This window comes from Arthrobacter sp. SAFR-044 (assembly GCF_051965175.1).
Classification (GTDB): Bacteria; Actinomycetota; Actinomycetes; order Actinomycetales; family Micrococcaceae; genus Arthrobacter.
Genome location: NZ_JBQCMK010000003.1, coordinates 129071 through 155157, shown reverse-complemented (window position 1 = coordinate 155157; position 26087 = coordinate 129071). Strand labels below are relative to the sequence as shown.

Sequence of the window (26087 nt, the reverse complement as noted above, 5' to 3'; positions counted from 1 at the left end):
CCCTGAGGCGGCCTCGGGTAAGGACTTTTTGACCTGCGGCGCTGCTCGTGCCGTGTCACCGGCGGTCCGACTGGGGCTCAGTTACGGAACATGACGACGGCGGCGATGCGGCCGGGCGCGGCAGGTGTTATTTTTTTGGGGAGTAATGAGTACCGGTGCCAAGCCCTGACTTGCCGGTCGGCAACCCTCCCTTTCGCGGCGGGGTGCCTCAGGTGAATACTCGGCATATCGACCGATTCGAGCTGCAAACGTGAAAGAAGGAGATCCGTCGTGTCCGACGCACCCGCCCCTGACGAAAGACTGTCCTACCGCCTGATTACCGGCGCGGACAACCGTGAATTCTGTGAGCGGATCTCCGCTGCACTCGCCGACGGCTATGTGCTGCACGGCAGCCCGGCAGCAACCTTCAACGGCACCACCGTGATCGTGGCGCAGGCCATTGTCCTTCCGGCCGCGATCGCCTCAGCCGATGCCGCCGTGGCCACCGCGGTGGACAAGCTGGATGCCGAATTTGAAGGCGAGTTCGACGGCGAGGGCCACGCATGAGCTACGCCGGAGACCTGACGCCCCAGGAAGCATGGGCCAAGCTGGAGCAGGGTGCCGTCCTGGTGGACGTCCGCACCGAGGGCGAATGGGCCCACATCGGCATCCCGGACACCAAAGCCACGGACAACGATCCCCTCTTCATCCAGTGGACCTTCCCTGGTGGCATCCCCAACCCCGACTTCGTCAAGGACCTCAAGGAGCAGGCGCCGGAGGATCCGGGCGCGGAACTGCTGTTCCTGTGCCGGTCCGGCCAGCGGTCCATTGCCGCGGCAGCTGCAGCCACCCAGGCCGGCTTCACCGCCTACAGCGTGCTGGAGGGCTTCGAAGGCGAACCGGACCGCTACGGCGAACGCACCGTCAATGGCTGGAAGAACCGCGGCCTGCCCACCAACCTCGGAAAGAACTAAGTGACCTTAAACCCAGACGCCGCCGGCTGGAGCCCCGATACCCAGGCAGTCCGTGGAGGCCTGGACCGCAGCAACTTCCAGGAAACGTCCGAGGCCATCTTCCTGAACTCCGGATTCGTGTACGAATCCGCGGCGGCAGCCGAACGCGCGTTCACCGGCGAGGACGAGCGCTTTGTCTACTCCCGCTACGGCAACCCGTCCGTGGCCACCTTCCAGGAGCGGCTCAGGCTGCTGGAAGGCACCGAAGCATGCTTCGCGACGGCGTCGGGCATGTCTGCGGTATTCACCGCGCTGGGCGCCCTGCTGGCTGCCGGCGACCGTGTGGTGGCGGCCCGCTCGCTGTTCGGCTCGTGCTTTGTGATCCTGAACGAGATCCTGCCCCGCTGGGGTGTGGAGACGGTCTTCGTGGACGGACCGGACCTGGACCAGTGGCGCGAAGCCCTCTCCAAGCCCACCACCGCCGTCTTTTTCGAGTCCCCGTCAAACCCCATGCAGGAGATCGTGGACATCGCTGCCGTCAGTGAACTGGCGCATGCGGCCGGGGCCACCGTGGTGGCGGACAACGTCTTTGCCACTCCCCTGCTGCAGCGCTGCGGTGACCTCGGCGCCGACGTCATCGTCTACTCCGGCACCAAGCACATTGACGGGCAGGGCAGGGTGATGGGCGGCGCCATCCTGGGCACCAAGGAATTCATCGAGGGACCAGTGAAGCAGTTGATGCGGCACACCGGCCCAGCGCTTTCGGCTTTCAACGCCTGGGTGCTGACCAAGGGTCTGGAGACCATGGGCCTGCGGGTCAGCCACTCGTCGGCCACCGCGCTGCGGCTTGCCGAGTGGCTGGAGGAACAGCCGGCGGTGGGCTGGGTGAAGTATCCGCTCCTGAAGTCGCACCCGCAGTACCAGCTCGCGGCAAAGCAGATGAGCGCCGGCGGCACGGTCCTTACCTTCGAGCTTGCTTCATCCGGGGGACGCTCAGGCAAGGAAGCGGCCTTCGCGCTGCTGGACGGGCTGCGGATCATCGATATTTCCAACAACCTCGGTGATGCCAAGTCCCTGATCACGCACCCCGCCACCACTACCCACCGCGCGATGGGTCCGGAGGGGCGCGCAGCCATCGGCCTGACTGACGGCGTGGTCCGGCTCTCGGTGGGCCTCGAGGACCCGGACGACCTCATCCGCGACCTGGAACAGGCACTGAAGCAGATCTAGCTGGGTGGGGAAGAGTCCGGCTCGATGTCCAGTTGGACTTGTACGCTGTCACCGGCGCTGAGGTGTGCCTTGTCCCTGACGGCTTTCTTGACGGGCAGCAGGTACGAGGCGCTTTTACTGTCGGGGAACAGCGACGTCTGCCATACGTGGCCCTTGACTTCCGCCGTGACCTTTACAGAGCCGAACGCTTTGCGCGCTGCGGGGCTGATTTCCGCGATCTGGTCAGCAACCTCCGCGGGCAGGGTGAGGAAATGCCATCCCGCCTCACCCTGGTACAACCAGAGTTCAGCTTGAAAGGCGTACGACGGCGTCACGCGCCAGAGTATGCCACGGCCGGCTGGCGGGCGCCATGGTTTCCTGATCCAACTGCCGCCGGGCGCCAGTTGCGCCGCCACCGGAAAGGTTGAGATGGCAGGCTTGAATGTCAGTGCCTCGTTGGATGATGTTTCCATGGGAATCAGCGCAGGTGGTGAGGTGGCTATGGAGGGTGTTCATGCCTCTGTTGCTGCTCTTGATGCACTGGACCGTGAGGACTCTTTCCTGGCTGCCGGGGTGGGTGTTGGTGCTGATGTTGATGTGTTGCAGCGGCGGTACGAGCTTCGACTGGAACGGCTGGAAGTCTCGTCCCGTTTGAAGGCGCAGCTCGCCGCCGTGAAGGCACGCGATGCGGCGGAGTGCATCGGATTCCAGCAGGCCATGCTTGCCCCGGACGCGCCAGTGCATGAGCGCACCTACGCGGAAATGTCAGTGGTGGAGGAGATTGCGGGTGTTCTGACCATCAGTTCCGGCGCTGCCGGGGCGTTCGTGGAGCAGTCCCGGCGGGTATGCGCCCTGCCACTGGTGATGGACGCTTTGGCCGCCGGGGACCTGTCCTGGCAGCACGCCAAGGTCATTGCCGACGAAACCGAAGGCCTCACCCCGGACGGTGCCGCCGCTTTGGTGGCGCACTTCTTCGACCCGGCCGCGCCCAACCCGGTCCGCGGCGCAGCCCCCGGTGAGCTCGTCCCGTCACGGTTCCGCGCCAAAGTCCGCGCCTGGCGGGAACGCCACCACCCCGAGACCTTGGAGAAGCGGCATGCCAAGGGCGTCGCCGACCGGCGGATGGAATACACCCCGGACCGCGACGGCATGGCCTGGATCTCGCTCTACCTCCCCGGAGACACCGCGTGTGCCATCTGGAACCGCACCACCGCCACCGCCCGCGGCCTGCAGGGCCCCAACGAGCCCCGCACCATCACCCAGCTACGCCCCGACATCGCAGCGTCACTGCTCCTCGGCGCCCGAAGCGCCACGGCTGAAGGTGCGCCGACTGATGGTGATATCGGGAAGGTCCCCACCCCGCGGGCCGACGTCCTGGTCACGGTGCCGGTATTCTCGCTCCTCGGCCTGACGGACGAGCCAGCGGTGCTGGACGGGTTCGGCCCGATCCCGGCGTCGATGGCACGGCGGCTGGTCGCGAACGGGGCAGGCTCGTTCTACCGGGTCCTGGTCGACCCCCGCGACGGGGCACCGCTGGAGATCGGCCGGAAGAATTACCGGTTACCGGAGACCATCAAACAATGGATTCGGATGCGCGACGGGAAATGCACCTTCCCCGGCTGCACCAACCACACCCTGGACAACGACACCGACCACCTCACGCCTTGGGAACACGGCGGAACCACCGGCACCAGCAACCTCGGACAACTCTGCCCCAAGCACCACCGACTCAAACACGCACGGCCCTGGATCCCCGATAAGGCAACAGAACACGAACCGCCCGGCTGGACCTCACCCACAGGCCGCCACTACAAACCCGAACACCCCGACCCCCAACCAACCCACTGGCCACCGGGAATCCTGCCAGGGCAACGAAGTCTCCTGGAGGAAGCGATCCTGGAAAAACTGGCTGCGCAGGAGCAGGCTACGCAGGAATCAGCTACGCCCAATTCCCTGCGGCTTCTGCTGCTGCCCCTCAGGACTGGCGGACCCGCAGCAGCTCCGGGGTGGCCTCCACGTCCGAAAGGTCCAGGCCGCCGCGCATCGTCACGTACACGGCCTGGCGGACCACCGCACCGAACCCCATGTCCTCAGGTGGTGGTCCCGCCAATGCCTTGTCGCGGGCACGGCGCTGTTCAGCGGCCCCTGTTCCCCTGGCGATGATGTCCTCCACTCCCTGCCGGGCCAGCGCCAGCTCGCCTTGTTCGGCCAGGACAGGGGCCAAGTAATCCACCAGGGAACGGACCACGTCCGCAGCTGGTGCAGGCCGGAAGTTGCCAAAGTCCAGGAGGTCGCCGCTGAGTCCCGCGCTGCTGGCCTGCCAGGACGCCATCCGGAGAAGCACCGTCGGCACGGGGGCAGGATCCACACCGGCGCGCCACTCGCGGCTGGCTGATTCCACCAGCGCGCGGACCAGCACGGCAATGAGGGCGGCGTCCTCCGCCCGAAGGCATACGTCGGCCACCCGCACTTCCACCGTGGGGTGGTTGCGGGAAAGCCGGGCATCGAAGTACAGCATGCCTTCATCGAGCATGACCCCGGTTTCCAGCAGCCTCGCCACCACCCGCCGGTAAGCAGGGTAGGTCCCATAGATGCCGGTTGGGCCGGCGGTGGGCCAGCGGTTCCACGCCTGGGTGCGGTAGCTCTCAAACCCGGTGGGTACACCGTTCCAGAACGGCGAGTTGGCGCTCAGCGCGGTCAAAACCGCCAGCTTGTCCCGGATCCGGTCCAGGACGGCCACGCCTTCTTCCGGCGATTCAATGAACGTGTGGACGTGGAAGCCACAGGTCAGCTGCTCCTGGGCCGTGAGCCCGAAGCGTTCCAGCATCCTGGCGTAGCGCGGGTCCGGAGTGGTGTGGCTGGTGGACGCCAATGGCGAGGTGGCCAGCGCCGCCACCCGGGCATCATGCTTCCTCGCAGCCTGGTCCGCCAAGGCGCGTCCTGCCCGGATCTGTTCCAGCAGGCCCCCGTGTTCCAGCCACGGCCTGGTCTGCGTCTCGATCTGCTCAAGCTTGAGCTCGGCACTCAAGCCCATCTCGTCGTCGTAATCCGCTTGTTTTCCGGCATGGTGGACATCGGGCTCCAAGGGAAGATCATCCGCCGCAATGCGATGGCCGGCAAGGAGGGCGTCTGCCAGGGCAAGCGGCTCTCCGGACTCCGGATCAACAATCAGGAGTTCTTCCTCAACGCCGAATGTACGCATACGAACATTCTGCGGCAGCGGGCAGGCATTGGAACCGTGGCCCGCCGTTCATGACGAAGCATGAATGATCAGTCCTGGAAGTACTCCACCTTGGCGCCGATGGTGTTCAGGCGCTCGGCCAGATCCTCGTATCCACGCTCGATCACATAGATGTTCCGCAGCTCGGATACCCCGCGCGCGGCGAGCATGGCCAGCAGCAGGCAGGCGGCTGGCCGGAGCGCGGGCGGGCAACCCACCTCGGCGGCACGCCACTTGGTGGGCCCGTTGACGTAGATCCGGTGCGGGTCCAGGAGCTGCACCTGCGCGCCGAGCCGGTTCAGTTCCGTCAGGTAGATCGCCCGGTTCTCGTAGACCCAGTCGTGGATCATGGTCTGGCCGTGGGCGTTCGCTGCGATGACCGCAAAGAACGGCAGGTTGTCGATGTTCAGCCCGGGGAACGGCATGGGGTGGATCTTGTCCTCGGGGGCGCGCAGCTCGGAGGGCTTGGTGGTCACGTCCACCAGGCGGGTGCGGCCATTGCGGGCCATGTACTCGCCGGAAATTTCCAGCTTCTGCCCCATTTGCCCCAGCGTGGCCAGCTCGATTTCCATGAACTCGATGGGAACCCGGCGCACCGTGACCTCGGAGTTGGTGACGATGCCGGCGGTGATGAGGCTCATGGCCTCGATGGGATCTTCGGAGGGGAAGTACTCGATCTCGGTGTCAATTTCGGGCCGGCCCGTGATTTTCAGGGTGGTGGTGCCCACGCCCTCGATGGTGACGCCGAGCATCTGCAGGTAAAAGCACAGGTCCTGCACCATGTAGTTGGGGCTGGCGTTGCGGATGACTGTTGTTCCGGGCCGGTGTGCCGCCGCCATGATGGCGTTCTCAGTGACGGTGTCCCCGCGCTCGGTGAGGACAAAGGAGCGGTCCCGCGTGTCGGCAGGCGGTGCCTGAACGGTGTAGAAACCTGCCGTGGCCTCCACCGAGAGGCCGAACTCGCGCAGTGCCTGCATGTGGGGCTCCACGGTGCGGGTGCCAAGGTCGCAGCCGCCGGCGTAGGGCAGCCGGTACTCCCGCGACTCATCCACCAGGGGGCCCAGCAGCATGATGACGCTGCGTGTGCGGCGTGCCGCGTCGACGTCCATGGCGTCCAGGTCCAGGACGGCGGGACGGCGCAGGCGGAGATCGGTGTCGTTCAGCCAGGTGCACTCCACGCCAATGCTGGTCAGCACCTCGACGATGCGGTTGACTTCCTCGATCCGGGCCAGGCGGCGGAGCACGGTGGTGCCCCGGTTGATCAGGCTGGCGCACAACAGGGCGACGCCCGCGTTCTTGCTGCTGTTCACGTCCACGGCGCCGGACAGGGTCCGCCCGCCTTCCACCCGCAGGTGTGTCATCTGCGGCTTGGCGACGTTCACGATGGTGCGGTCAAAGATGTGTTCCAGCCGCTGGATCATTTTGAGGCTCAGGTTCTGCTTGCCCTGTTCCATCCGGGCCACGGCGCTCTGGCTGGTGCCCAGTTCGGAAGCCAGCTGGCCTTGGGTCCACCCTTTCTCGCTCCGGGCGTCCCTCAGCATGGCGGCAACGTGTTCAGCGGTCTCCTGGATCATACCGAGAATATATCATAAATGAGTTATTGGGCAGGCGTAGCAGCTATCCCACGCCGGGATGGGGGACACATGGAGGCGTCTACCCATCCCGTGCGATAGGGAAGCTTACGTAGCTTTTGGGCAGCGGCCTCAACTTCCCAGCCACACCATGTTCCACGTTCCGGCGGTGACTGCAGCAAAAAGGGCCAGCCCGGCCACCAGCACGCCGCCGCCCACTACCCAGAGGTCCAGCAGGCTGAAGGTGGACGGCCTGGCCCAGGTCCGCGGGCCCCCGCCAAAGCCCCGCGCTTCCATGGTCACGGCGAGCCTTGATGCGCGGCGGATGGCCTGAACCAGCAGCCCGAAGCTTTGCCCCAGCGTCGCCTTGATCCGCTGGACCAGGCTGCCGCGGGCACCTACGCCCCGGGCACGGCGTGCCATCCCGATGGTCTGCCACTCCTCCGCCATGAGCCCCACCAAACGCAGCGCCGCCAGGGTCCCCAGGACGAACCGGTGCGGCAGGCGGGCTTTCTGCGCCAGCGCGTCCGCGAGGTCCGTGGGATCAGTGCAGCTCATCAGGAGCACCGCCGGGAGGGCGATGGCAAAACCGCGCAGCAGGAAGCCGATGCCCAGATGGAGGGAGCCTTCGCTCATCGTCCAGATACCGGCGTCGAGCAGGATCTTTCCGCTGTCCGGCGCCAGGATGGAGGTGCTCCAGCCTCCGATGGCCGCGGCGAGGATCAGCGGCCACCCGCGCTGCCACAGCAGGAACAAGGTGAGGCCGGCCAGGGGAAACAGCAAGAGTTCGAAGACCAGCGCCACGGAGGCCGACACCCAGTCGATGGACAGCGCCAGGACAGCCGTGATGAGCAGGACGGCGGCGAACTTGCTCAAAGGGTTGGCGCCGGCCAGGAGGGCGCGGTTGCCGCTCAGGGTGAGTTCCTGCCTCATGGCGCCACCGCTTCCGCCGCCGCCATCCGCAGTTCCGCCCCGCCCAGCGCCTCGGTGAATTCAGCATCATGGGTTACGGAAACCACTGCTGTGCCGGCGTCGAGGAGCTCGGACAGGAAGGATGCCAGTTCGGCCCAGGTGTTGGCATCCTGCCCGAAAGTGGGTTCGTCCAGGATCAGCACTTGGGGACTGGCGGCAAGGACGGTGGCCACGGACAACCGCCGCTTTTCCCCGCCCGAGAGTGTATAGGGGTTGGCGTCCACCAGTTGGGTGAGCCGCAGCCGCTCCAGCAGCTCGTCCACCCGGTCCTCGCCGTGCCCCAGGTGCCGGGGGCCAAAGAGCAGCTCGTCGAGCACGTTCCCGGTGACGAACTGGTGCTCGGGCTCCTGGAACACCGTGCCCACACGCGAAATCAGCTGCTCCGCCTTCCATTTGTAGGGATCGATGCCTGCCCCGCGGCTGAGGTCCAGCGTTGCCGAGACCTTTCCTGACACCGGTTCGAGCAGGCCGGCGAGGGTCAGCGCAAAGGTGGACTTGCCCGCGCCGTTGGCTCCGGTGATGGCCAGCGCCTGCCCGGCGCGGACCTGCGCAGCTACGCCCTCCTGGACCGGTACCGGGGGTATTTTCCGGAAGCCCTTGCGGCGGGGACGTTCGCGGGAAACGCCCAGTTGCTCTGCGGCCAGCAGGAGGCTGCCTGCACCGGGAGCAGGGACGGCGGCGCGGGCGCGTGTCGCCGGTACATACCCGGGTACCCAGACGCCCGCCGCGGTGAGCATGGTCCGCGCCTCAGTGAGTACGCGGTCCGGCGGCCCGTCCAGGAGCACTGCAGGATCGGCGGCGGAACCCGGCTGCAGGACCACGATCCGGTCCACCAGGTCCTTCCAGACGGACACCCGGTGCTCCACCACCACCAGCGTGGCCCCGGTTTTGTCCAGGGAGCGGGCCACCGAGTCGCGGACCTCCAGCACCCCATCCGGGTCCAGGTTGGCGGTGGGTTCGTCCAGCAGGATCAGCCCGGGGCGCATCGCGAGGATTCCCGCCAGCGCCAGGCGCTGCTTTTGGCCGCCGGACAGGGCCGACGTCGGGTGGTCCAGCGGGAGGTGGGACAGTCCGACGTCGGCAAGCGCCTCGTGCACGCGGGGCCAGATGGCCTCGCGGGGCACCGCGAGGTTTTCGGCGCCGAAGGCGACGTCGTCCCCCACCCGAGACAGGACCACCTGGGTCTCCGGGTCCTGCTGCATGAGCCCGGCCCGGCCGCGCCGGGCCCGGGGCGGGGCGCCGTCCACCAGCAGCGAACCTGACTCGTCGGCATCGCCTGCCTCGCCGTCGTCGTTGATGTCCCCCAGGACACCGGCGAGCGCGTGCAGCAGCGTGGACTTCCCGGCGCCGGAGGGGCCGAGCAGGAGCACCCGCTCTCCGGGCGCGATGTCCAGGTCAAGGCCGTGGACGGCGGGCCGGGTCCTTCCGGCATGCCGCCAGCCCCAGCCACGGGCGGTGATGGCGGCAGGCCGGACCGTGCCGGGAGCGTCCTGGGAAGGTGCCATCAGGAGAAGACGGGCTCAGTGGCAGCCTTCCGGGAGGCGAAGGAGCTCAGCACGCCCGTGCGCGCCAGGCCGCGGGTGGCAAGCCAGGACAGGGCGCCGGCCAGGATGGCGCCGGAAATGGTGGTGAGGACAATGTAGGCGAGCTTGTCCGCGCCCGGGTAGGCAATGTTCCAGCCCCACGGCGCAAACGAGTCGTTCAGGCCGCAGAAGAACCCGGCCGCAGCGCCGGCCAGCAGGGATACGGGCAGGTTGAACTTCCGGTAGACGAAGATGGCGAAGATGATTTCCGCGCCCAGGCCCTGGATGAAACCGGAGAACAGGACCGATGCGCCGTACTGGGAGCCCATGAGCAATTCCCCGGTGGCGGCTACGGTCTCACAGAACAGGGCGGCCCCGGGTTTGCGGATGATAAGCATTCCCAGCACTCCGGGAATCATCCAGCCGCCGGCGAGCAGTCCGGTCAGCGGCGGGTAGGCGGCGTTCATGGGGGCCGACAGGGCGGCGGCCCCCTGGTCCCAGGCCCAGAAAATGACTCCGCCGGCGATGGCCACCAGCGCGGCGACGACGATGTCCACGACGCGCCAGGACTTACTGGTGGTCTTCTTGATTGCTGCAGTACTCATTGTGATCCTCCTGGGAAACAGGAGGGGAAAGTGGACCGGCTGGCGGCCTGTGGCCGTGCAGCCGCGACACTTTGAGAACTCGACTCCCTTGCGCCGGTACTAACCGGATCAGGTTCGAGGGTCTGCGGCTGTCCGCACTCTCAGCGCCCACCTCCGGTGCCCGGCGTGTGCCAGGATGCCCGACGGCGGCGCTCCCCTGTCGTTTTAGTGTTGCTTTGGTTGGGTGATGCTCTTTATTTTGCCCGCTTTGGGCGTGGTCAAGTTTACACCTGGCAGGGGTAGATTGAGGGTCATGACCGCCAATCCGCCGGATGTGACCGGGTACGATCCTGATTCCATCGACGCCCAGCCGGAGGGCTCGCTGGAGACGCTGATTGCCCGCGTCGAGGCAGAGGTCCGCGAACTCCAGTTCCCCGGATTCTCGCTGGATGACTCGTTGAACCTGGGCCTGCTCCTGGTTGAACTGGGAAAGGAGCGGTCGTTGCCCATCGCCATCGACATTTCCAAGGGCGACCAGGTGCTGTTCCATGTCGCGCTGCCGGGCGCCACCCCTGACAACGGGCACTGGATCCGGGCCAAGCAGCGCGCCGCTGCCCGGTACGAGGTGCCCTCCCTTTTGGTGGGACTGCGCGGCCGGCTTGGTGGCGGCCGGATTGAGGACAATGCCTGGTTTGACCAGTCCCGTTATGCCGCGCATGGGGGCGCGTTTCCGATCTGCGTGACGGGCGTTGGTGTGGTGGCCGGCGTTGCGGTGTCCGGGCTGCCGCAGCTGCAGGACCACGACCTGGTGGTTGAAGCGCTGCGCGACATCCTTGGGTCGGCCCTGGGCGATTAGGCGCAGCGGAACACGCCGAGGACGCGCCAAGCAGGCCGCCGGGGCTGCTTAGCTTTTATTAGTAATCATGCTTACTATGTTGTCCCCCGGGGTACGACGACGACAGGGAAGGGAAGCGCCCTTTGCCTCCGTTCCTGGAAACGGCGCGGCAACCAAGGAGCACCATGAGAATCCCGGACACCAGAGGCCCCATCAGCAGCGCGCTCTTTGCGGCTCTGGCAAAGGACCCTGAAACGGCGGGGGCAGAGCTGGACGGCCTGTACCGCCTGGTGGCAGGCCGCGTGGCCACAACCGATGACATCATTGCCGACGAAGACATCCAGGTGCCCCTCTTTTGCCTCTACGAACTGCACTACTCGGGGCTGCACGGTACCAGCGACGGCTGGGAATGGGAACCGGCCCTGATCAGGGTCCGGCGCTTGATTGAGGAACCCTTCGAAGCAGCCCTCCGCGACGCCGCGTGCCAGGCCGCCGGAGACTTCGAACTGCCCGCCGGGGTTGCCATGACCAGCGACGCCGTTGCCGACGTCCTCTTCGGCCTCGCCGCCACGGACACCGGCCCCAGCGTTTCCCGCTACGTCGCCAAGAAGGCCAGCCTGGAGCAGCTGAAAGAGTTCCTGATCCACAAATCCATCTACCAGCTGAAGGAAGCGGATCCGCACACCTGGGCCATCCCGCGGCTCCATGGCCGGGCCAAGGCGGCCCTCGTGGAGATCCAGGCGGACGAATACGGCGGCGGCAGGCCCGAGCGGATGCACAGCGCCTTGTTCGCGCGGACCATGCGCGGGCTGGGCCTGGACGACAGGTACGGCGCCTACGTCGATGCCGTCCCCGCCGTATCCCTCGCATCCGTGAACCTCATGTCGCTGTGCGGCCTGAACCGGCGGCTCCGCGGTGCCATCACCGGCCATCTGGCAATCTACGAAATGACTTCCTCCCAGCCCAACCGTTTCTACGGCAACGGATTCCGCCGGCACGGTTTCGGCGCGGACGTCACCCACTACTTTGATGAGCATGTGGAGGCCGACGCCGTGCACGAACAGATTGCCGGGAGGGACCTTGCCGGCGGCCTGGTTGAGGCTGAGCCGAACCTCCTTGCGGACGTCCTGTTCGGTGCCACAGCCGTCATGGCCATCGACAGCCGCCTCTCCGCGCACCTGATGTCCTCCTGGGAAGCCGGGGAAACATCGCTCCGGGCGGCCGTGCCCGCGGCAGCGTGACAGGCTGGTCCGCGGCCGTGCAGGAGCCGCCGGGTCCCGCGGCACCCGATGCCGAGTACATCCTTCCCCTGCGGTGGGCCGGGGACTCGGGCCTGGCCGAACTGTCCGAGTACCTCCGTAGCCTCGTGGGCTGGGTGGCCGTCACCGTGGTGGACGGCTCGGAGAACGCTCTCTTCGGCCGCCACCGTGCCGCGTTCCCCCGAGCGGTCCGCCACATCCGCCCGGACCACCACGCGGGTGGCAACGGCAAGGTGGCGGGTGTAATGACCGGCGTCCGCTGCTCGGATGCGGAGGTCCTTGTCATCGCTGACGACGACGTCCGCTACACGCGCGAGTCCCTCGCCGCCGTCGTGCATTACCTCAAGTCCGCGGACCTGGTGCGGCCGCAGAACTACTTCGATCCCCTTCCCTGGCACGCCCGCTGGGACACGGCCAGGACGCTGCTCAACCGCGCCTGGTCAGCCGACTATCCCGGGACGCTCGGCGTCCGCCGGGACTCCCTGCTGGCCACCGGCGGCTACGCCGGCGTGCTCTTTGAAAACCTTGAACTCATCCGGACCATTAAGGCCGCCGGCGGAACCGAGCGCATCGTTCCGGACCTGTTCGTGGCCCGCAGGCCGCCAACCGCCCGGCACTTCCTGCGCCAGCGCGTACGGCAGGCCTACGACGACTTTGCCCAGCCGCGGCGGCTGGCCGCGGAGCTTGCCCTGCTGCCTGCAGCGGCCGGCGCCGCTTTCCTTCCTGCCAAGGCTCGGCTCGCCGTTCTCGCCGGACTCGCGGGCGCGGCCGCCGCCTGCGCAGAAATCGGACGACGGCGGCACAACGGGACGGCTGTCTTTCCCTCCTCGGCAACATGGTTCGCGCCGCTCTGGGCAAGTGAGCGGGCAGTCTGCGTCTGGCTGGCCCTTGCCTCCAGGTGGAGGGGCGGCCTGCCCTATGCAGGCAGCAGGCTCAGGACCGCGGCGCACTCCGAGGCGGAACTCCGGCGGCGCCACGCCGGCAGGCTCCCCCAGATACCCGCCACGCCAGGAAGCCGGAAACCAGGAACAACGATGGATGTGGTGCAGGCATGAAACCAAAACAGCATGGAACCGAACCCGGCGTGGACCAGGAATCCGCCGCCAGCTCGGTCGTGGTGTGCCCGGACAGTCCCCTGATTATCAGGGGTGAATTCGAGATCCAGACCCCCTCCGGCGAGCCCGTACCCCGGGACCGGAAGACCGTTGCCTTGTGCCGGTGCGGGGCATCCGCCATCAAGCCCTATTGCGACGGCACGCACAAGATGATCAAGTTCCGTACCGAGCCGCCCGCCGGTTAGTCCAACCCCGCCACTCCCACCCAGCCGCCCACCATGCCCTTGCAAGGACCAGCCCGGGTGTGAAGCTAGGCTGGGGGCAGTCCGTTTTCCGCCCGCAAGGAGTACCAGCAATGAACCTTCTCATCAAACTGCTCGGGACCGCCGTGAGCCTCGGCGCAGGCCTGGCCGGCACCAAGCTGGTCAACACCATCTGGGAAAAGACCACAGGGCAGAAAGCGCCCACCGGCAAGAACGAGGATGTCCCTACCAGCCTGCGGTCCGCTTTGACCTTCGCGCTGATCTCGGCGTCGGTCAGCGCGATCATCCAGGTCCTGGCAAACCGCGGCACCCAGCGCGCCATCACCCGGTTCGCCAAGAGCCAGGACATCGTCTAACTGCCAGGCTTCACCAGCGTTACCGGCCGTCGTCGCGGCTGTCCTCCAGGGCAGCCTCGGCGGCGGCTTTTTGCACCACGGCTTCCAGTTCGTCCGCGGTGAGCAGTTCGCGGTGCAGGTGTTTGGTGCGGTAACCGGCCCTGCCCACCATATGGGCGGACACGGGCACCGTGAGCAGCTGGAAGATCCATGCCACCACCAGGACGGGCCACACCCACCAGGTCCGCATCTGCAGCCCGATGGCAGCCAGCAGCAGGAACAGGCCCAGGACCTGCGGTTTGGTGGCAGCATGCATGCGGCTCAGCAGGTCCGGGAAACGCAGCAGGCCGATCGCGGCGCCCAGGGACATGACCGCCCCCACCACCATGAATACGGCGGAGACGAGGTCGATCCACGCATCGGGTCCGGAAAATTCAGGATTCATCGGGCTTCACCCTTCGGTCCGCCACGAACCGGGCCACCGTCACGGACCCGATGAAGCCGATGACGGAGATGGCCACCACCAGCATCAGGTTGTTCAGGTGCCGGTTGACGGCCATGTCGATGCACAGGGCCCCCGCCAGGATGGCCAGCAGCACGTCAGTGGCGAGCACCCGGTCCAGCAGTGAGGGGCCGCGGGCGATCCGGATGATGGCGCCGGCTGCTGCCAGCGAGAAAATGACGGCTGTGACGGCCAGGACAAGGTGCATCATGCGGCGGCCTCCATTCGTACTTCTTCGAGTTCCTCGGGGGTACCCATGATGCGGATCAGGCCGGCTTCGATGGAACGGACTTCCTTCCGCAGCCCCTCCACGTCTGCTGTGGAGGTGATGTTGAGCGCGTGCAGGTACAGGGTGGACGTGGAGCGGTCCACCTCCACCACCAGCGACCCCGGGATCAGGGAGATCACGTGTCCGGTGGCGGTGACAATCAGGTCCTGGTGGCTGCGCAGCCGGACGGCGACCACGGCGTTGGTCACGTTGGGCCCGCGCACCGTGGCGAGGTAGAGGACCTGGGCGCTGGCCACCACTACCTTCCACAGGAACGCCAGGGCGAATGGCGCAGCGTGAAGGATGTTGAAGCGGCCGCTGAGCTCCACGGGCGGAAGGTAGAAGAGCCTGGCCACGCCCACGGCCAGCAGGGCCCCGAACAGGAGGTTGCCGGGGCTGAAATCCTGCCAGAGGGCGCCCCAGACGACCACCAGCCAGACCAGGAGCGGCAGTTCCTGGCGAAGGGAGATGCGTTTGCGGCTCATCGTGCTCCTCCCACGGAGGTCGCCACGGCAGGTGCCCCGGGAACAGCAGTGCCCTCGCCGAGGACCGCCTCGATGTACGGGGTGCGGTCAAGCATGTCCCGCGCTGCCCGGTCCGACAGGCTGAACAGCGGCCCGGCAAAAACGGTCAGGGCGACGCCGAGCACCACCAGGCCCGCGGTGGAGCCCACCATGGTTCTCGGCAGGAGCGTCACGGTGTTGTTGACCTTGGCGCCGGGGCCGGAAACCCTCGCGGCAGGAGTGGCAAGCAGCACCGGCGCCGGATGTTCGGCGTCGGTGGGTCGGCGCCAAAATGCGCGGTTCCATACCCGGGCAATGGCCAGCAGCGTCAGGAGGCTGGTCACCACCCCGCCGATCACCAGCGCGTACGCCAGCGGCGTGCCCAGCTCAATGCCGGCCTGGATCAGCCCCACTTTGCCGAGGAATCCCGAGAAGGGGGGAATGCCGGCCAGGTTCATGCCTGGAATGAAGAACAGGAGGGCCAGCACGGGCGACAGCTTGGCCAGTCCGCCCAGCCGGTCCACGGAGGAACTGCCGCCCCGGCGCTCGATGAGGCCGGTCACCAGGAAGAGGCTGGTCTGGATGGTGATGTGGTGCGCCACGTAGAAGACTGCCGCCGCCAGCCCCACGGCCGATGACATGGCCAACCCGAACACCATGTAGCCGATGTGGCTGACCAGCGTGAACGAGAGGAGGCGCTTGATGTCGCTTTGCGCCAGGGCACCCAGGATGCCCACCACCATGGTCAGCAGCGCCACCACCATCAAGGGCGTGTTCAGGGTGTCGCCGGGGAACAGGAGCGTCTCGGTCCGGACCATCGCGTACACGCCCACCTTGGTGAGCAGGCCGGCGAACACCGCCGTGACAGGCGCGGGCGCTGTGGGATAGGAGTCCGGGAGCCAAAAGGACAGGGGGAAGACGGCCGCCTTGATGCCAAACGCCACCAGCAGCATCACGTGCAGCAGCGTCCTGGTGCCCTGGTCCAGTTCGCCGAGCTTGATGGCGAGGTCCGCCATGTTGACCGTACCCGTGGCTCCGTACACCATGGCGATGGCGATCAGGAACAGTACGGAGGACACCACGGACACCACGACATAGGTGACGCCGGCCCGGATCCGCGGCCCGGTACCGCCCAGGGTCATCAGCACGTAGCTTGCGGTCAGCAGGATCTCAAAGCCGACGTACAGGTTGAAGAGGTCGCCCGACAGGAACGCGTTGGACACCCCGGCCACCAGGATCAGGTAGGTGGGGTGGAAGATCGAGACCGGGGCGTCCTCATCGCCGTCGGCCATGCCCTGCCCGGTGGCGTACACCAGCACCGCCAGGCTCACTGCGGAGGACACCACCAGCATCAGCGACGAGAACTGGTCCACCACCATGACAATGCCAAAAGGAGGGATCCAGCCGCCGATGGTCACCGCTGCAGTGCCACCGTTCCACGCCGCCGCCAGCAGGAGGCATTCAAGTGCCAGGGTCAGCGACAGCAGGCCGATGCTCACCGCGCGCTGGGCGCGGGAATGCCGGATCAGCAGGAAGGTGAGGGCGGCGCCCAGGATGGGAAGTACGACGGCGAGCGGGGCCAGGCTGGCGATGTTCACTTTCCGCCTCCTTCCGGATTGGGGTCAACGTTGAGCGAGCCGGGCTTTTCCTCCGCGGCAGCGTGCTCGGCGGGCATTTCCCGGCCCCCGGCCACCAGCGTGGCCACGGGTTGGCCTGATTCCCCGTCCGCATCCACCCTGGAAGCCCCCTGGTTTGAGACATCCCGGCCGTCGGAGCCGAGCATGGTGAGCGGGAACTCGGAAGTTTCCGCAGGGACCTCGGCGTCGTCCTCGGCGTCGAAGCTGGGGGTTGCCGCCACGCGGCGGTCCTCCAGGTCGTCCTGGATCTCGTCCTGGCGGGCCAGGACCCACGTGCGGTAGATGATGCCGAGCATGAACGCCGTGACGGCGAAGGAAATCACGATCGAGGTCAGGATCAGCGCCTGCGGCAACGGATCGTTGTAGTCCTGCGCGGGCGTGTCCTTGGCGAACAGCGGCGCCAGGCCGGCGTACCCGCCGGTGGCCAGGATCAGCAGGTTGGTGGCGTTGGCCAGCAGCATCAGCCCCAGCAGCACCCTGGTGAGGCTGCGTTCCAGGATCAGGTAGATCCCGCAGGCATACAAGGCGCCCATGACGATCAGCAGGGTCAGGTTGACGCTCATGCGTGGCCCTTCGCGGTGGTCTCGGCAGGAACCACGTCCGGTTCCTGTTCCTGCTGGTCCGGGCCGTCGATGCGGTCCGGTTCCGGCCCGTCCTGGTCGTGGTCCGGTTCGTGCCCGCCGCCTGCAGACCGTTCCTCCATGTGCTCATCGATTTCGGCCCCGAGGCTGCGCAGCACGTCCAGGACGAGGCCCACCACCACGATGTATACGCCGATATCGAAGATGGTTGAGGTGACGAATTTGATGTCCCCGAACACGGGAAGCCACACCTGGATGATGGCGGACTGGAACACCTGGCCGCCCAGCAGCAGGGGCAGCACTCCAGAGACTGCCGCCAGGGCCAACCCGCTTCCCAGCAGCGCACCTGCGCTGATCGGCGCCGCTTCCCTCAGTTCGAAGCGCCCGCCGGCCAGGTACCGGATGGTCAGTGCCAGGCCTGCGGTCAGGCCGCCGGCGAAACCGCCGCCCGGAAGGTTGTGGCCTGCCAGCAGAAGGTAGAGCGAGAAGATGACCATGGAGTGGAAGATCAGGCGGGTGATCACTTCGAAGATGATGGAGCGGCGCTCCGGGGCCAGGGTCCGCCCGGCAACGATCCAGGCGTCCCGGGCCGAGGCTGCGAACTTCCGGCTGATGGCCAGCGCTGCTGCGTCGCGGGACCCGGGATCCGCGCCGCGGTAGCGTCCCACGGTGCCCTCGGCAACGGACGCGGAGGCCTGCAGGCGGTCGCCGCGCCCCCGCACGAAGATCAGGCTGGCCACACCGGTGGCGGCGAGCGCCAGCACGCTGATTTCCCCAAAGGTATCCCAGGCGCGGATATCCACCAGGGTCACATTGACGACATTCAGGCCGCCGCCGCCCTCGTAGGCAAGCTGCGGAAACTGGAGCGATATGGGGATCGCGGTGCGGGCACCCATGGCGAAGATCGCGGCGAACACCATGGTCACGCCGAAGCCGGCACCGATGATGACACGGACCACCCGGTACCTGCCGCCGGTGCGGTCGCGCAGCTCGGGCGGCAGGCTGCGCATGGCCAGGACGAAGGCCACCAGGATGATGGTCTCCACCAGCATCTGGGTCAGGGCCAGGTCCGGAGCGCCCTGCAGGGCGAACACCAGCGCGATGCCGTACCCGGTCACGGACACCATCAGCACTGCGAGGAAGCGTTTGTTGGCCTTGACGGCGGCCAGGGCGCCGATGATGATGCCTGCCCCGGCCACCAGCTGCAGCGGCGAATTGGGGTCCACCAGGTAGATGTCCTGCGGCAGGACGTTGCCGCCCAGCAGGATGGCGGCGAGCGGCAGGACGAACGCCACGCTCAGGATCACCGCCAGGTAGAAGTACAGTGAACCGCGCTGGGTCCGGCCGGTGATCCATACCGCCGCGTCGTCCAGCGCGCCGATGGTGAGCTGGTAGGCGCGGTCGCCGTCCACCCAGGCCGGGACCAGGGACTGGGCGCGGGCCACCGCGCTGCGGCCAAAGTACATGGCGGCGCCCAGCACGAAGGTGACGGCCGTCAGCCCAAGTGCCGGGGTGACGCCGTGCCACAGCGCAAGGTGCCCTGCCTGCTCGGCCGGAGTGCCGGCGTCGGGCGCTGTGGATGCAAACAGCGCGGCGTACGGCTGGATCCAGGCGTCCACCGGAACCGGCCAGAGGCCGTAGGCGATGGTGAGGAGGGTGAGGACCGCGGGGGCGGCAAGGAAGGACGGACTGATCGCCTTAAAAGGGGTGGGGTCCACTCCCGGCTTCACGGCAAAGGCACCCCACATGAAGCGGGCGCTGTAGGCAAAGGTGAGGATTGAACCCAGCACCAGCCCCACCAGGACCACCATGCCCCAGGGACCGGAGTGCGGTTCCGTGGCGTGGTGCACGAAGGCTTCGAGCACCGATTCCTTGGCCACGAAGCCTCCCAGCAGCGGAATGCCTGCCATGGACGCAGCCCCGATTCCGGCCACGATGCCCAGGGCACGGGAGGAGCGGAAGACGCCGGACAGCTTGCGCACGTCGCGGGTGCCGGACTGGTGGTCGATGATGCCCACCACCAGGAAGAGCGTGGCCTTGAACAGCCCGTGCGCCAGCAGCATGGCCAGGCCCGCGAGCGCGGCGTCGGGCGTTCCCAGGCCCACCACCATGGTGAGGAAGCCCAGCTGGCTGACCGTGCCATAGGCCAGGATCAGCTTGATGTCGGTCTGCCGCAGGGCGCGGTAGCCGCCCACCAGCATGGTGGCCAGGCCCAGCCCCAGGACAACGGGCTGCCAGTACGCCGTCCCGGAAAAACCGGGCGCAAGCCGTGCCACCAGGTAGATGCCGGCTTTGACCATCGCGGCCGCGTGAAGGTAGGCGCTGACGGGGGTGGGGGCGGCCATGGCGCCGGGGAGCCAGAAGTGGAAGGGGACCAGGGCGGACTTGGTGATGGCACCCACCAGGATGAGGACGACGGCGGCGCTGACCATGGTGCCGGACGTCCCGGCAGCCAGCGCAGGGGCCTGTTCCAGGAGGCCGGAGATACGGTACGTGCCGGCGGCGCTGCCCAGCATGATCAGGCCCACCAGCATGGCAAGGCCCCCGGCAGTGGTGACCATCAACGCCTGGAGGGCGGAGCGGCGGGCGGCAAGCCGGGTCCGGGCAAAGCCGATCAGCAGGTAGGACAGGATGGTGGTCAGTTCCCAGAAGACGAACAGCAGCAGGAGGTCATCCGCTGTGACCAGGCCAAACATGGCACCCGCGAACGCCAGCAGCTGGGCGCCAAAGGCGCCGAGGTCCTGGTCCTTCCGTTTGAAGTACCGCGCGCAGTAGACCAGCACCAGGGACCCTACGCCGAGCACCAGGAGGGACATGACCCAGACCAGTGCGTCCATCCTGAAGGCAAGTTCCAGGTGGAGGCTGGGGATCCATTCGAAAGACTCGGTGACCGTGCCGGGGCCTGCATAGATGGGCGCGTGCTGGAACATCAGCCAGCCAAAAGAAACGCCGGGGACGGCAGCCAGTGCGTAAAAGGCGTTACGGCCCCAGACCCTGAAGAGGAAGGGCGCGAGGACAGCCACCGAAAAGTGCACGGCAAGGACTGTGATCACTGTATTCTCCGCAACGTCAGGGATTCGATTGTCAAAAGTTGGAGCAGGCGGCAAAAAGTAAGGTTCGGGAGGGTTCAGTTTACCAAGGCCGGTCCGGTATCCTCCCGGTTTTGCCGCCCGCCCCGGCCGGGATCCCCGGCATCAAGGGCCCGTCCTTCCGCGGGTGTTCGCCACGGGCGGATACGATGCATCGTATGAACAGCGCCAGCGCTCCGGGGGCGATGCAGCCCGCCTCGGATCTTGTTCCCGGAACCGGGTCCTCCAGCAAGGGGCAGGTCCTGGCCTGGGCTTCCTGGGACTGGGGCTCGGCGGCCTTCAATGCCGTGATGACCACGTTTGTCTTCACCGTCTACCTGACGTCCAACGCCTTCGGCGGCGAGGACACCGCGTCGGCGGTCCTGGGCGGCGCCCTGGCGGTTGCCGGGTTTGCCATCGCGCTGCTGGCGCCGGTCACCGGCCAGCGCTCGGACGCCGGGGGCCGGCGCAAGCTGTGGCTGGGAGTCAACTCCGCCGCCGTCGCCATCCTCACCGCCCTGTGCTTTTTCGTGTTCCCGCACCCGGAATTCCTGCTCCTCGGCGTGTCCCTGATCGCGCTGGGCAACGTCTTCTTCGAATTCGCCGGCGTCAACTACAACGCCATGCTTGCCCAGGTGTCCACGCCGCGGAACATCGGAAAGGTCAGCGGGTTTGGGTGGGGCGCCGGCTACCTGGGCGGCATCGTGGCCCTCCTGATCGTCCTGCAACTGTTCGTCCAGCCTGCCTTTGAATGGTTCGGCGCATCCACACAGGACAGCCTCAACATCAGGCTGGTGGCCGTGTTCTCCGCCCTGTGGTTCCTCGTCTTCGCCCTCCCTGTCCTGTTCGCTGTCCCTGAACTGACCCGCTCCGGGCAGTCCGCGCGCATGGGGTTCCTTGCCAGCTACGGGTTGCTGTTGCGGCGGATCAAGGCGATCTACGCCACCAGCCCGCACACCATCTACTTCCTCCTGGCCAGCGCCGTGTTCCGGGACGGCCTCGCCGCCGTTTTCACGTTCGGCGGCATCATCGCTGCCGGCACCTTCGGCTTTGCCCTGTCCCAGGTCATCTTCTTCGCCATTTTCGGTAACGTCGTGGCAGCCATCGGCGCGGTACTCGGCGGGTTCCTGGACGACAAGGTGGGGCCCAAGGCCGTCATCACGGGCTCCCTGGTGGGCCTCCTGGTGGCCGGGAGCGCAATCCTGGTCCTGGGCAACGGCGCCTATTCCTTCTTCGGCATGGAGTGGGCCGGCAGTACCACGTTCTGGGTCTTCGGACTGTTCCTTTGCCTCTTCGTCGGTCCTGCCCAGTCCTCGTCCCGTGCCTACCTGGCCCGGCTGGCGCCGCATGGGGAATCCGGTGAACTGTTCGGCCTCTACGCCACCACCGGCCGGGCCGTCAGCTTCCTGGCGCCCGCCCTGTTCACGCTGTGCATCACCGTGGCAACTCCGCTGGTGCCCGCAGGGCAGGCACAACGGTGGGGAATCCTGGGCATCATGGTGGTCCTCCTCGCAGGGCTCCTGGTACTGCTGCCGGTGAAGGCGCCGGAGCGGGCACCCATCGCAGTGGTCCCCGCCGATTGAAAATCGCCTTCGGTCCTGTTCCAGGCCCGGCCAGGTGTTGCCAGGCAGACTAGGCTGGAAGCATGAACGTGGACGAAACCAACCTTCCGGGCCTGGGCCGGCGGAAGGATTTCATGACCGCTTCCGGACGCCGCATTGGCGTGGTGGAGCTCCGGGAAGGCCAGACGGAACTCATCGTTTCCACCTGGGACGACCCCGATACCTGCCAGGCTTCGATTCCGCTCACCAGCGATGAAGCGGCCACCCTGGGGAACCTCCTGGGCGGCACCCACCTGGCCATGAAGCTCGCGGAGGAGCACAAGGACGTCCCGGGCATCGTCACCCGGCAGTTCTCCATCGCAGCGGACTCCCCGTTCCAGAACCAGCCCATGGGCAAGGCGTGCATCCGCACCAGGTGCGGCGTATCGATCGTGGCCATCATGCGTGAAGGTGAGGTGCTGCCTTCGCCCGGGCCCGACGTCGTCCTCCACCCCGGTGACCTGCTGGTGGCAGTGGGCACCCAGGAAGGCCTCGACTCGGCGGCCGACATCCTGCGCCACGGCTAGGTTCCCATGGACCCGTTGGCCCAGACCCTCGTTGAACTGGGGGCCGTTGTGTTCTGCCTCGGCCTCCTGGCCAGGCTGGCCGGACGGATCGGCATGTCACCCATCCCGTTCTACCTGCTCGGCGGACTGGCGTTTGGAGCCGGCGGCATCATCAAGCTCGAAGGCATGCACGAGTTCGCACATCTCTCCGGCGAAATCGGCGTCATCCTCCTGCTGCTTATGCTCGGGCTGGAATATACGGCTGCGGAGCTCTTCACCGGCCTGCGCCGCTCCTGGCAGGCCGGTGTCCTTGACCTCGTCCTGAACTTCGTACCCGGCGCAGCGCTTGCCCTGCTCCTGGGATGGGGTGGCGTAGGGGCCATGGTCATGGGCGGCGTCACCTACATTTCCTCGTCAGGCATCGCTGCCAAGGTCATCACCGACCTCGGCCGGCTTGGCAACCGCGAGACTCCGGTGGTGCTGTCCATCCTGGTGTTCGAGGACCTGGCCATGGCCGTGTACCTGCCCATCCTCACGGCCACGCTCGCCGGCGTGAGTTTCCTGGGCGGCCTCACCACGGTGGGAATCGCCCTGGCCGTGGTCAGCGTGGTCCTCATGGTGGCGCTGCGGCACGGGCACCATGTCTCCAAGGCAGTGCACAGCGAAAACTCCGAAGTCTTCCTGCTCAACGTCCTCGGGGCGGCCCTGCTGGTGGCGGGCGCAGCGTCCGCCATGCAGGTTTCTGCGGCGGTGGGGGCCTTCATGCTGGGCATCGCCATCTCAGGCTCCACCGCCCACAACGCCACCCGCATCCTTGAACCGCTGCGGGACCTGTTTGCGGCCATCTTCTTCGTGGCGTTCGGGCTCAACACGGACCCGTCATCCATACCGCCGGTCCTGGGGTGGGCCCTGGTCCTGGCCGTAGCCACCGCGGCAACCAAGATGATGACCGGGATCTGGGCGGCAAAACAGGCCGGGATTGCCAGGCCCGGCCGCTTCCGCGCCGGCGCCGCCCTGGTAGCCCGCGGCGAATTCTCCATCGTGATCGCCGGCCTGGCCGTAGCCTCGGGAGCGGTTCCGCATGAGCTCGCGGCGCTTGCCACCGCCTACGTGCTGCTGATGGCGGTGATGGGGCCGCTGGCCGCACGCTACGTGGAACCGCTGGCCAGGCCGTTCCTCCGGAGGCCGGCGGTCGCACCACAGCTCTAGGGCGCCCGCGGTCCGGTTGGCCCGTAGCCGGCTTCCGCTCCCTGCTAGATGCTGGTGCGGTGGAAGTTCAGGTGGCTTCGGCTGGCGGTGGGACCCCGCTGGCCCTGGTACCGGTTGCCGTACTCCCCCTGGCCGTACGGGTACTCCGCCGCCGAACTTAGCCGGAAGAAGCAGAGCTGGCCGATCTTCATGCCCGGCCACAGCTTGATGGGCAACGTGGCCATATTGGACAGTTCAAGGGTGACGTGGCCGGAAAAGCCGGGGTCGATGAAGCCTGCGGTGGAGTGCGTCAGCAGGCCCAGCCGGCCAAGGGACGACTTCCCTTCCAGGCGGGCCGCAATGTCATCGGGCAGCGTCACGGTCTCGTAAGTGGACCCCAGCACGAACTCGCCCGGGTGCAGGATAAAGGCTTCGTCCTGCTCCACTTCCACCAGGCGGGTCAGCTCGGGCTGCTCCTGTGCGGGGTCGATGTGCGCGTACTTGTGGTTGTCGAACAACCGGAAGAATTTGTCGATCCGGACATCCACGGACGACGGCTGGACCATCGCCGGATCGAACGGTTCCAGCAGGATCCGCTGGGAATCAATTTCGGCACGAATGTCGCGGTCAGAGATCAGCACCGTCCCAAATTACCGTATCGGTTATCCACACCCACACTTCCCCGTTGTTGCTGTGGCCTCCTGGGGCTAATGTTGCGAATGAAAGCCGCCGGAATGGTCTCCCGGATGGCGTAACAGAGCTGGGGATGTTGTGAATAAATTAGTGGCACCTTTTCTTGGCGTGCTCTGTGCATTGGCGCTGGTCTCTTCGTCCGCCACCGCACCTCCGGCGCCGATGCCCCTTAACCAGGCGGGAGCAGCGAGTATCTCGCTGGCAGCGCCTTTGGTGCGCGACGGCGGTGCGTCCAGTAAGGGCGACGGTTCCGCCGGGAGCCTCACCCCTGCCGTGGACCCGGATATCCGCGTAGCGTCACCACTTCCGGACGCCACCCCCGCGCCGGCAGCTCCAGCCGCGGGCACTGTCCAGGCCACAACCGAAGCAGCGCCACCGCAGGCAGCGGCTGCAGCATCCGCCGAGCCCGCTCCCCAGACGGTTTCCATCCCTCCACTCTGGGCACCGGACCAGGAACTGGCATCGCCGTCCACTTCACAAGCTGCAGCTCCCGAATCTGCTCCCGCGCGGATTTCCACGCAGGCCCTGGTCCCGGACAGCAATTCAGCAGCCATCCTTACAGTCTTTACCAAGATCAACGAGTACCGCGTAGCCAACGGCCTGAACAAGGTGAAGTACCACCCCACCGTGGCCGGGTTGTCGCAGGACTGGTCGGACAACATTGCCACCCGTGAAGTGATTGAGCACCGGGCCAGTTTCTGGACCGATTCCCGCGCCCTGAGCCCCAACAACGGCGCCGGCGAGATCATTGCCATCCGCACCGACCGGGACGCAGCCCAGCTGGTGGAGTGGTGGAAGGGGTCACCGGGCCACAACGCCATGCTCCTTGACCCGCGTTTCAATGTGATGGGCGCAGGGATCTCCTACACCAACTCCACCTACCAGATCTGGGGTGTGGTCAACTTCTTCGGGTACACCACGTTGCCCGCCGGCACGCTCGATTCCCCGGGCGGCGCGTCATCCGGTGGCGCCTTGCCGCCACCGCCGCCAAGCCTGTGCGATGCACCCGTCAAGCACATGCCGCCCACCCTCAACCTCGCCGCTGCGGCAATCACCGGCCCTGCCGACCTCGTGTCCGTCGACTCCGCCGGCCAGCTGCTCAACCGGGCGTCCACCGGGCCCCGCACCTATGCTGCAGCCAAGGTGATCGGCTCCGGCTTTGGCGGAGCCAAGGAAGTCTTCGTCACCGATTGGGACCGTGACGGCTCCTACGACGTCCTGACCCAGTGGGCCAGCGGCAACCTGACCCTGCACCGGGGCATCGCCGGCGGCGGGTTCCAGGCACCCATCACGCTCGGCGTCGGCGGATGGGACACCCTGACCCTGGCAGTGGGCGGCTGGTGCGCCAACAACCGGATGCCCCAGATCCTGGCCCTGGACGGGGGCGGAAACCTGTACCTTTACGGCAACAAGGGCACCGGCGATATTGCAGAGCGGGTCACGGTTGCCACTGGCCTCTACGCGTCCCGCCTGTCCATGGTGGACTACGACGGTGACGGCTTCCAGGACATCCTGGGGTTGAGGACCGACGGCACCGTGCAGCTCTACCGCGGGTGGGGCAGCACCGCGCTCCGTGCCGAAGCCCGTGCAACGGTCGCCACGGGCTGGACGGACGTCACGGGAATCCGCGCGCTGCGTGACGTCACCGGCCTGAACACCAGGGGCGTAGCGCTCCGACGGGCCAATGACACGGTGCAGTACTGGGACCTGAGCTCCGGAACTCTCGCGTCGCCGTCGAACATCCCCGGGCCCTGGACCGGGCAGCGGCTGGCGCAGTGATCC

At 66.9% G+C, this 26087-nt stretch carries 25 protein-coding genes, 1 pseudogene and 2 riboswitches; of the genes and pseudogenes, 13 read left to right on the top strand and 13 right to left on the bottom strand.

All coding sequences use genetic code 11. The features are described 5' to 3' along the window. Positions 1–141 precede the first annotated feature (141 nt). Positions 142–257: riboswitch (SAM riboswitch) on the top strand. A gap of 13 nt (positions 258–270) precedes the next feature. The 3 genes from ACTHQS_RS05780 to ACTHQS_RS05770 are packed head-to-tail and all read left to right on the top strand — an operon-like array spanning position 271 to position 2162. Further along, positions 271–546, top strand: a complete 276-nt coding sequence (locus ACTHQS_RS05780; RefSeq protein ID WP_440166897.1) for a DUF1737 domain-containing protein — start codon at positions 271–273, stop codon at positions 544–546. Further along, positions 543–953, top strand: a complete 411-nt coding sequence (locus ACTHQS_RS05775; protein WP_440166895.1) for a rhodanese-like domain-containing protein — start codon at positions 543–545, stop codon at positions 951–953. Before ACTHQS_RS05780 ends, ACTHQS_RS05775 begins: the two co-directional genes overlap by 4 nt. Next, positions 954–2162, top strand: a complete 1209-nt coding sequence (locus ACTHQS_RS05770) for an O-succinylhomoserine sulfhydrylase (RefSeq protein WP_440166894.1) — start codon at positions 954–956, stop codon at positions 2160–2162. Here ACTHQS_RS05770 and ACTHQS_RS05765 read toward each other — a convergent pair. Beyond that, positions 2159–2476, bottom strand: coding sequence for a DUF1905 domain-containing protein (locus ACTHQS_RS05765; RefSeq protein ID WP_440166892.1), 318 nt, complete (start codon positions 2474–2476; stop codon positions 2159–2161). The two genes, ACTHQS_RS05770 and ACTHQS_RS05765, sit on opposite strands and share 4 nt — an antisense overlap. 136 nt (positions 2477–2612) lie before the next feature. Between ACTHQS_RS05765 and ACTHQS_RS05760 the strand changes: the two are divergent. After that, positions 2613–4004, top strand: a pseudogene (locus ACTHQS_RS05760) (DUF222 domain-containing protein); the annotation flags it as partial. Between the two features lie 112 nt (positions 4005–4116). Here the strand turns inward: ACTHQS_RS05760 and ACTHQS_RS05755 are convergent. The 5 genes from ACTHQS_RS05755 to ACTHQS_RS05735 form a co-directional block, all read right to left on the bottom strand. Next, positions 4117–5343, bottom strand: a complete 1227-nt coding sequence (locus ACTHQS_RS05755) for a glutamate--cysteine ligase 2 (RefSeq protein ID WP_440166891.1) — start codon at positions 5341–5343, stop codon at positions 4117–4119. A gap of 68 nt (positions 5344–5411) precedes the next feature. After that, entirely contained in the window at positions 5412–6935 is a 1524-nt protein-coding gene (locus tag ACTHQS_RS05750; RefSeq protein WP_440166889.1) for a UDP-N-acetylglucosamine 1-carboxyvinyltransferase, read from the bottom strand. Positions 6936–7064: 129 nt separating this feature from the next. Next, the gene (locus ACTHQS_RS05745) at positions 7065–7865 is read right to left on the bottom strand and encodes an energy-coupling factor transporter transmembrane component T family protein (RefSeq protein ID WP_440166887.1); all 801 of its coding nucleotides are present in this window, start codon (positions 7863–7865) and stop codon (positions 7065–7067) included. Continuing rightward, entirely contained in the window at positions 7862–9409 is a 1548-nt protein-coding gene (locus tag ACTHQS_RS05740; protein WP_440166885.1) for an ABC transporter ATP-binding protein, read from the bottom strand. The genes ACTHQS_RS05745 and ACTHQS_RS05740 overlap by 4 nt, the downstream gene beginning before the upstream one ends. Further along, positions 9409–10032, bottom strand: coding sequence for an ECF transporter S component (locus tag ACTHQS_RS05735; protein ID WP_440166883.1), 624 nt, complete (start codon positions 10030–10032; stop codon positions 9409–9411). The genes ACTHQS_RS05740 and ACTHQS_RS05735 overlap by 1 nt, the downstream gene beginning before the upstream one ends. Positions 10033–10099: 67 nt before the next feature. Then, positions 10100–10240: riboswitch (TPP riboswitch) on the bottom strand. 84 nt (positions 10241–10324) lie between these two features. Here ACTHQS_RS05735 and ACTHQS_RS05730 point away from each other — a divergent pair. The 5 genes from ACTHQS_RS05730 (at position 10325) to ACTHQS_RS05710 (ending at position 13779) form a co-directional block, all read left to right on the top strand. Next, positions 10325–10867, top strand: a complete 543-nt coding sequence (locus ACTHQS_RS05730; protein ID WP_440166881.1) for a heme-degrading domain-containing protein — start codon at positions 10325–10327, stop codon at positions 10865–10867. Positions 10868–11031: 164 nt separating this feature from the next. Then, the gene (locus tag ACTHQS_RS05725; RefSeq protein ID WP_440166879.1) at positions 11032–12087 is read left to right on the top strand and encodes an iron-containing redox enzyme family protein; all 1056 of its coding nucleotides are present in this window, start codon (positions 11032–11034) and stop codon (positions 12085–12087) included. Between the two features lie 17 nt (positions 12088–12104). Continuing rightward, positions 12105–13160 (top strand): glycosyltransferase, encoded by a 1056-nt coding sequence (locus ACTHQS_RS05720; protein WP_440166877.1) that lies wholly within the window; start codon positions 12105–12107, stop codon positions 13158–13160. Continuing rightward, positions 13157–13405: a CDGSH iron-sulfur domain-containing protein gene (locus ACTHQS_RS05715; protein WP_440166875.1), complete on the top strand. Its 249-nt coding sequence runs from the start codon at positions 13157–13159 to the stop codon at positions 13403–13405. The genes ACTHQS_RS05720 and ACTHQS_RS05715 overlap by 4 nt, the downstream gene beginning before the upstream one ends. 110 nt (positions 13406–13515) lie before the next feature. Continuing rightward, positions 13516–13779, top strand: coding sequence for a DUF4235 domain-containing protein (locus tag ACTHQS_RS05710; protein ID WP_255173550.1), 264 nt, complete (start codon positions 13516–13518; stop codon positions 13777–13779). Positions 13780–13798: 19 nt separating this feature from the next. Here ACTHQS_RS05710 and mnhG read toward each other — a convergent pair whose 3' ends face one another. From mnhG to ACTHQS_RS05680, 6 genes are read right to left on the bottom strand one after another with little or no spacing between them, the layout of a single operon-like run. Continuing rightward, entirely contained in the window at positions 13799–14203 is a 405-nt protein-coding gene (gene mnhG, locus ACTHQS_RS05705; RefSeq protein WP_440166873.1) for a monovalent cation/H(+) antiporter subunit G, read from the bottom strand. After that, entirely contained in the window at positions 14193–14471 is a 279-nt protein-coding gene (locus ACTHQS_RS05700; RefSeq protein WP_440166870.1) for a monovalent cation/H+ antiporter complex subunit F, read from the bottom strand. Before ACTHQS_RS05700 ends, mnhG begins: the two co-directional genes overlap by 11 nt. Further along, positions 14468–15013, bottom strand: a complete 546-nt coding sequence (locus tag ACTHQS_RS05695) for a Na+/H+ antiporter subunit E (protein ID WP_440166868.1) — start codon at positions 15011–15013, stop codon at positions 14468–14470. Before ACTHQS_RS05695 ends, ACTHQS_RS05700 begins: the two co-directional genes overlap by 4 nt. Further along, positions 15010–16629, bottom strand: coding sequence for a Na+/H+ antiporter subunit D (locus ACTHQS_RS05690; RefSeq protein WP_440166867.1), 1620 nt, complete (start codon positions 16627–16629; stop codon positions 15010–15012). Before ACTHQS_RS05690 ends, ACTHQS_RS05695 begins: the two co-directional genes overlap by 4 nt. Continuing rightward, positions 16626–17231 carry a Na(+)/H(+) antiporter subunit C gene (locus ACTHQS_RS05685; protein ID WP_440166865.1) on the bottom strand — a complete coding sequence of 202 codons (606 nt, stop codon included), beginning with the start codon at positions 17229–17231 and terminating at the stop codon, positions 16626–16628. The genes ACTHQS_RS05690 and ACTHQS_RS05685 overlap by 4 nt, the downstream gene beginning before the upstream one ends. Continuing rightward, complete coding sequence (locus ACTHQS_RS05680; protein ID WP_440166863.1) at positions 17228–20302, bottom strand: Na+/H+ antiporter subunit A; 3075 nt, start codon at positions 20300–20302, stop codon at positions 17228–17230. The genes ACTHQS_RS05685 and ACTHQS_RS05680 overlap by 4 nt, the downstream gene beginning before the upstream one ends. Positions 20303–20496: 194 nt before the next feature. Between ACTHQS_RS05680 and ACTHQS_RS05675 the strand changes: the two genes are divergently transcribed. The 3 genes from ACTHQS_RS05675 (at position 20497) to ACTHQS_RS05665 (ending at position 23633) form a co-directional block, all read left to right on the top strand. Beyond that, positions 20497–21900 (top strand): MFS transporter, encoded by a 1404-nt coding sequence (locus tag ACTHQS_RS05675; RefSeq protein ID WP_440166862.1) that lies wholly within the window; start codon positions 20497–20499, stop codon positions 21898–21900. 62 nt (positions 21901–21962) lie between these two features. Continuing rightward, positions 21963–22445 carry a cation:proton antiporter regulatory subunit gene (locus tag ACTHQS_RS05670; protein WP_440166861.1) on the top strand — a complete coding sequence of 161 codons (483 nt, stop codon included), beginning with the start codon at positions 21963–21965 and terminating at the stop codon, positions 22443–22445. A 6-nt stretch (positions 22446–22451) separates the two neighbouring features. Continuing rightward, complete coding sequence (locus ACTHQS_RS05665; RefSeq protein ID WP_440166860.1) at positions 22452–23633, top strand: cation:proton antiporter; 1182 nt, start codon at positions 22452–22454, stop codon at positions 23631–23633. Positions 23634–23677: 44 nt separating this feature from the next. On the opposite strand, the gene dcd is transcribed toward ACTHQS_RS05665, so the two are convergent. Beyond that, positions 23678–24253 (bottom strand): dCTP deaminase, encoded by a 576-nt coding sequence (gene dcd / locus ACTHQS_RS05660; RefSeq protein ID WP_440166858.1) that lies wholly within the window; start codon positions 24251–24253, stop codon positions 23678–23680. A gap of 214 nt (positions 24254–24467) precedes the next feature. Between dcd and ACTHQS_RS05655 the strand changes: the two genes are divergently transcribed. After that, positions 24468–26084, top strand: a complete 1617-nt coding sequence (locus ACTHQS_RS05655) for a CAP domain-containing protein (protein WP_440167413.1) — start codon at positions 24468–24470, stop codon at positions 26082–26084. Positions 26085–26087 lie beyond the last annotated feature (3 nt).

What these genes read in the sequence shown, in the direction of transcription:
- ACTHQS_RS05655 (WP_440167413.1), top strand. Translation starts at nt 24,468, where the DNA reads ATGCCCCTTAACCAGGCGGGAGCAGCGAGTATCTCGCTGGCAGCGCCT.
- mnhG (WP_440166873.1), bottom strand. Translation starts at nt 14,203, where the DNA reads ATGAATCCTGAATTTTCCGGACCCGATGCGTGGATCGACCTCGTCTCC.
- ACTHQS_RS05725 (WP_440166879.1), top strand. Translation starts at nt 11,032, where the DNA reads ATGAGAATCCCGGACACCAGAGGCCCCATCAGCAGCGCGCTCTTTGCG.
- ACTHQS_RS05685 (WP_440166865.1), bottom strand. Translation starts at nt 17,231, where the DNA reads ATGAGCGTCAACCTGACCCTGCTGATCGTCATGGGCGCCTTGTATGCC.
- ACTHQS_RS05665 (WP_440166860.1), top strand. Translation starts at nt 22,452, where the DNA reads ATGGACCCGTTGGCCCAGACCCTCGTTGAACTGGGGGCCGTTGTGTTC.
- ACTHQS_RS05730 (WP_440166881.1), top strand. Translation starts at nt 10,325, where the DNA reads ATGACCGCCAATCCGCCGGATGTGACCGGGTACGATCCTGATTCCATC.
- ACTHQS_RS05715 (WP_440166875.1), top strand. Translation starts at nt 13,157, where the DNA reads ATGAAACCAAAACAGCATGGAACCGAACCCGGCGTGGACCAGGAATCC.
- ACTHQS_RS05670 (WP_440166861.1), top strand. Translation starts at nt 21,963, where the DNA reads ATGAACGTGGACGAAACCAACCTTCCGGGCCTGGGCCGGCGGAAGGAT.
- ACTHQS_RS05740 (WP_440166885.1), bottom strand. Translation starts at nt 9,409, where the DNA reads ATGGCACCTTCCCAGGACGCTCCCGGCACGGTCCGGCCTGCCGCCATC.
- ACTHQS_RS05700 (WP_440166870.1), bottom strand. Translation starts at nt 14,471, where the DNA reads ATGATGCACCTTGTCCTGGCCGTCACAGCCGTCATTTTCTCGCTGGCA.
- ACTHQS_RS05675 (WP_440166862.1), top strand. Translation starts at nt 20,497, where the DNA reads ATGAACAGCGCCAGCGCTCCGGGGGCGATGCAGCCCGCCTCGGATCTT.
- ACTHQS_RS05755 (WP_440166891.1), bottom strand. Translation starts at nt 5,343, where the DNA reads ATGCGTACATTCGGCGTTGAGGAAGAACTCCTGATTGTTGATCCGGAG.
- ACTHQS_RS05695 (WP_440166868.1), bottom strand. Translation starts at nt 15,013, where the DNA reads ATGAGCCGCAAACGCATCTCCCTTCGCCAGGAACTGCCGCTCCTGGTC.
- ACTHQS_RS05750 (WP_440166889.1), bottom strand. Translation starts at nt 6,935, where the DNA reads ATGATCCAGGAGACCGCTGAACACGTTGCCGCCATGCTGAGGGACGCC.
- ACTHQS_RS05735 (WP_440166883.1), bottom strand. Translation starts at nt 10,032, where the DNA reads ATGAGTACTGCAGCAATCAAGAAGACCACCAGTAAGTCCTGGCGCGTC.
- ACTHQS_RS05710 (WP_255173550.1), top strand. Translation starts at nt 13,516, where the DNA reads ATGAACCTTCTCATCAAACTGCTCGGGACCGCCGTGAGCCTCGGCGCA.
- ACTHQS_RS05745 (WP_440166887.1), bottom strand. Translation starts at nt 7,865, where the DNA reads ATGAGGCAGGAACTCACCCTGAGCGGCAACCGCGCCCTCCTGGCCGGC.
- ACTHQS_RS05775 (WP_440166895.1), top strand. Translation starts at nt 543, where the DNA reads ATGAGCTACGCCGGAGACCTGACGCCCCAGGAAGCATGGGCCAAGCTG.